Below are 3067 nucleotides of genomic sequence, written 5' to 3'. Positions count from 1 at the left end.
AGTGAATTCACGCCGATTTCGGAACACGGTCTCATCGGGAACCTGGAGACCTGCGCGCTCGTGGACACGACCGGTGCAGTCGAGTGGTGTTGTTTCCCCCATATGGAGTCCCCGAGCGTGTTCGGATCGATACTCGACGCCGAGCGTGGCGGGGAGTTCGCCATCGCGCCGCTCACCGAGTACGACGCCAACCAGCAGTATTTCGACCGGACGAACGTCCTCCAGACGACGTTCGAGACGGCGTCGGGAGAGTTGACCGTCACCGATTTCATGCCGGTAATCGGCGAAGCGGTGGCCGATGAGCACCCGAACCAGGCGATCTATCGAAAGGTGACCTGTACCGAAGGAACGGTGGACGTGGAAGCGACGTTCGCGCCTCGGTTCGATTACGCCCGTTCCGAGACGACGCTGGAATCGACGTCCGGCGGGATTCGCGCGACCGGAGACGGGGACGACGAGAGCGCGTTCCTCTCGACGCCGACTTCGATGGTCATCGAGGACGGTGCGGCCCACGCGGCGTACTCCCTCGACGCGAACGAAACCCACTGGTACGTGTTCCAGTACGACAGCCACGAACCGATGGGAGGGAGTTCCTGCCGCGAGTTGCTCGACGAGACCGTCGATTACTGGCACGACTGGAGCCACAGCTGTAGCGAGTCTGGCTGTCCGTTCGAGGAAATCGGCCACGACCACGTCATCCGATCCGGGCTCGTGCTCAAACTCCTCACGCGGATGGACACGGGGAGCATCTGTGCGGCACCGACGACCTCCCTCCCGGAGAACATCGGTGGGGTTCGAAACTGGGACTATCGGTTCAGCTGGATTCGGGACAGCGCCTTTACCGTGCAGGCGCTGACGCATCTCGGCTACACGACGGCGGCCGACGAGTATCTCAACGACTACATGGAACTGAGCCGTTCGATGGATCCCGAGGACCTCCAACCGCTGTACGGGCTGGATCAGCGTTCGGACCTCGAAGAGGAGACGCTCGACCATCTCGCGGGCTATCGCGGCTCCAAACCCGTCCGAGTCGGGAACGACGCATCGAGCCAGTTCCAACTGGACATCTACGGCGAACTCGTTCAGACGGTTTACCAGATGGCGTGGTCGGACGAGGGAATCGTCGATGAGGATTGGAGCGCCGTCAGGGACATCGCCGAGTTCGTCTGTGAGACGTGGGACGACCCGGATTCGGGGATTTGGGAACCGCGGCGGGAACCGACCCACTACGTCTACTCGAAGGTGATGTGCTGGTCGGCGCTCGACCGTGCCATCGATCTGTCCGAGCGGGAAGGGCTCGATGCACCGCTCGACAGTTGGCGGGAACAGCGGGAGGAGATACGGAACGCGGTCATCGAACGGGGATTCGACGAGGAGTACGACAGCTTCACGCAGACGTTCGATGGCGATCGAATCGACGCGACCGGACTTCTGATCCCGCAGATCGGATTTCTGCCGATTGACGACGAGCGAGTTCAGGGGACCATCGAGGCCGTCAGGGAACACCTCACGACGCCTGACGGGTTCGTATATCGGTATCAGGAAGGCGGCGACCAAATGCCCGGAAAAGAAGGCGCGTTCGTCCTCTGTTCGTTCTGGCTCGTCTCCGCGCTCGCCAAATCCGGGGACGTGGAGCGTGCCGAGGAGATATTCGAGAACGTCTTGGAAACCACGAGTTCGGTCGAACTGCTATCGGAACAGGTCGACGTCGAACGGGAGGAACTCCTCGGGAACTACCCGCAGGCGTTCAGTCATATCGGCCTCATCAACAGCGCGCTCTACATCGCGGAGGCCAAGCGGGACGACTTTTCGGTCGAATCGATGGGAATGAACGAGTCACCGCAGGGGTCACGGACGGGTGACGATCGGACGGCCGAAGACCGAACGGCCGAGACGGAATAACTCCCTACTCCCCGTCGAGCACTTCCGCCGAATCGTCCCGCGGTTTGTAATCGATGGACCGGAGCGTGTGCGTGAGCGAGAGACAGCGGTCATCGTTGCGCGAGATCGCGTGGACCGCGACCGGGTTCTCCTTCAGTTCCGAGAGCGCGGCGGCGCGGAGGGCCCTGTGACAGTCGGGCTTGCTGAGCCACATCGCACGGGCGAAGCGGGCGTTCGCCTCGGGATAGTCGGTCTCGGGGTTCTCCTGTGAGTCGCGCAGTTCGTCGCGTGACATCAGCCACCCGATCCTTAGGTTCACCGTTTCGATGTCGTGCTGGTAGGCGAACCGGTTGCCGATTGCTTCGCTCGACACTTTCGTCACGCCATACCACGAATCGGGATGGGGTGGCGCGTCGTGTTGCAGTGCAGGAGCGTCGTCGTACATCGTTTCCGGTTCGTCGGGGGCCACGGTTTCCCGGCCGTTGATGGCGTGGTTCGAACTCGCGTACACCACTCGGTCGAGTCCGTTCTCGATCGCCGCCGTGTACGCGTTGTAGGTTCCTTGGATGTTCACCGGGGTGAGGTCGTCCCACTCGGCGTACGGCGACGGGTTCGCCGCGAGGTGAATCAGAACGTCCTCGTCCGAGAGCGCATCGACGAACGCGTCTCGATTCGTCACGTCGACCGGGATGCTGTCCATGTCGTCCTGTTCCGTGCGCGTGATGAGGGTGAGCTCGTGTGGAGTGTCGTCGAACGCTTCGATGACCTCCCGACCCACGTTTCCGGACGCGCCGGTAACCGCAATACGTACCATATCGACAGGTCACGGGCCAGCGGGACATATGTGGTGGCCGCCGTGACATCCTCCTCGCCGTAAACAGCGAGGCTTCCCACAAGTCGTTCTTGCTGGTTTGGGTGATTTACGGTTTACACACCGACGAGGTGCTGGCCATGCCACGTGACCGCTACTCCTATCCAGCGAAGGATTCGGAGTTACCTGATTGTTTAACGTCGGTATCCCATATCTCTCACGGAGGGGATACCTGCGTGACTCGGATAGGAACCCCGATATTGTCCGATTGCCCCTGCATGGGCGCGGATATACCGCGTCGGTCACGACGAGATACAGAAAAAGAGCACCTTAGACTTTGCCGTCCAGTGAAAATGAACAATGACGGCGATTCAC

General features: G+C 61.3%; 2 protein-coding genes. One reads left to right on the top strand and one right to left on the bottom strand.

Features of this window, described 5'->3' with window-relative positions:
* A partial coding sequence (locus WBV42_RS00405; protein ID WP_423984293.1) for a glycoside hydrolase family 15 protein occupies positions 1 to 1902 on the top strand: 1902 nt, incomplete at its 5' end.
* A 4-nt stretch (positions 1903 to 1906) separates the two neighbouring features.
* Here WBV42_RS00405 and WBV42_RS00400 read toward each other — a convergent pair.
* On the bottom strand, positions 1907 to 2695 hold the full coding sequence (locus tag WBV42_RS00400; RefSeq protein WP_423984292.1) for an NAD-dependent epimerase/dehydratase family protein: 789 nt from the start codon (positions 2693 to 2695) through the stop codon (positions 1907 to 1909).
* Positions 2696 to 3067 lie beyond the last annotated feature (372 nt).

Source organism: Haladaptatus sp. (genome assembly GCF_049589095.1).
Classification (GTDB): Archaea; Halobacteriota; Halobacteria; order Halobacteriales; family Haladaptataceae; genus Haladaptatus.
Note: the sequence above shows the minus strand (reverse complement) of the source record. Positions and strands in the feature narration are given on the sequence as shown.

Excerpts from the sequence above, each read along its gene's own strand:
- WBV42_RS00400 (WP_423984292.1), bottom strand. The coding sequence starts at position 2,695 with ATGGTACGTATTGCGGTTACCGGCGCGTCCGGAAACGTGGGTCGGGAG.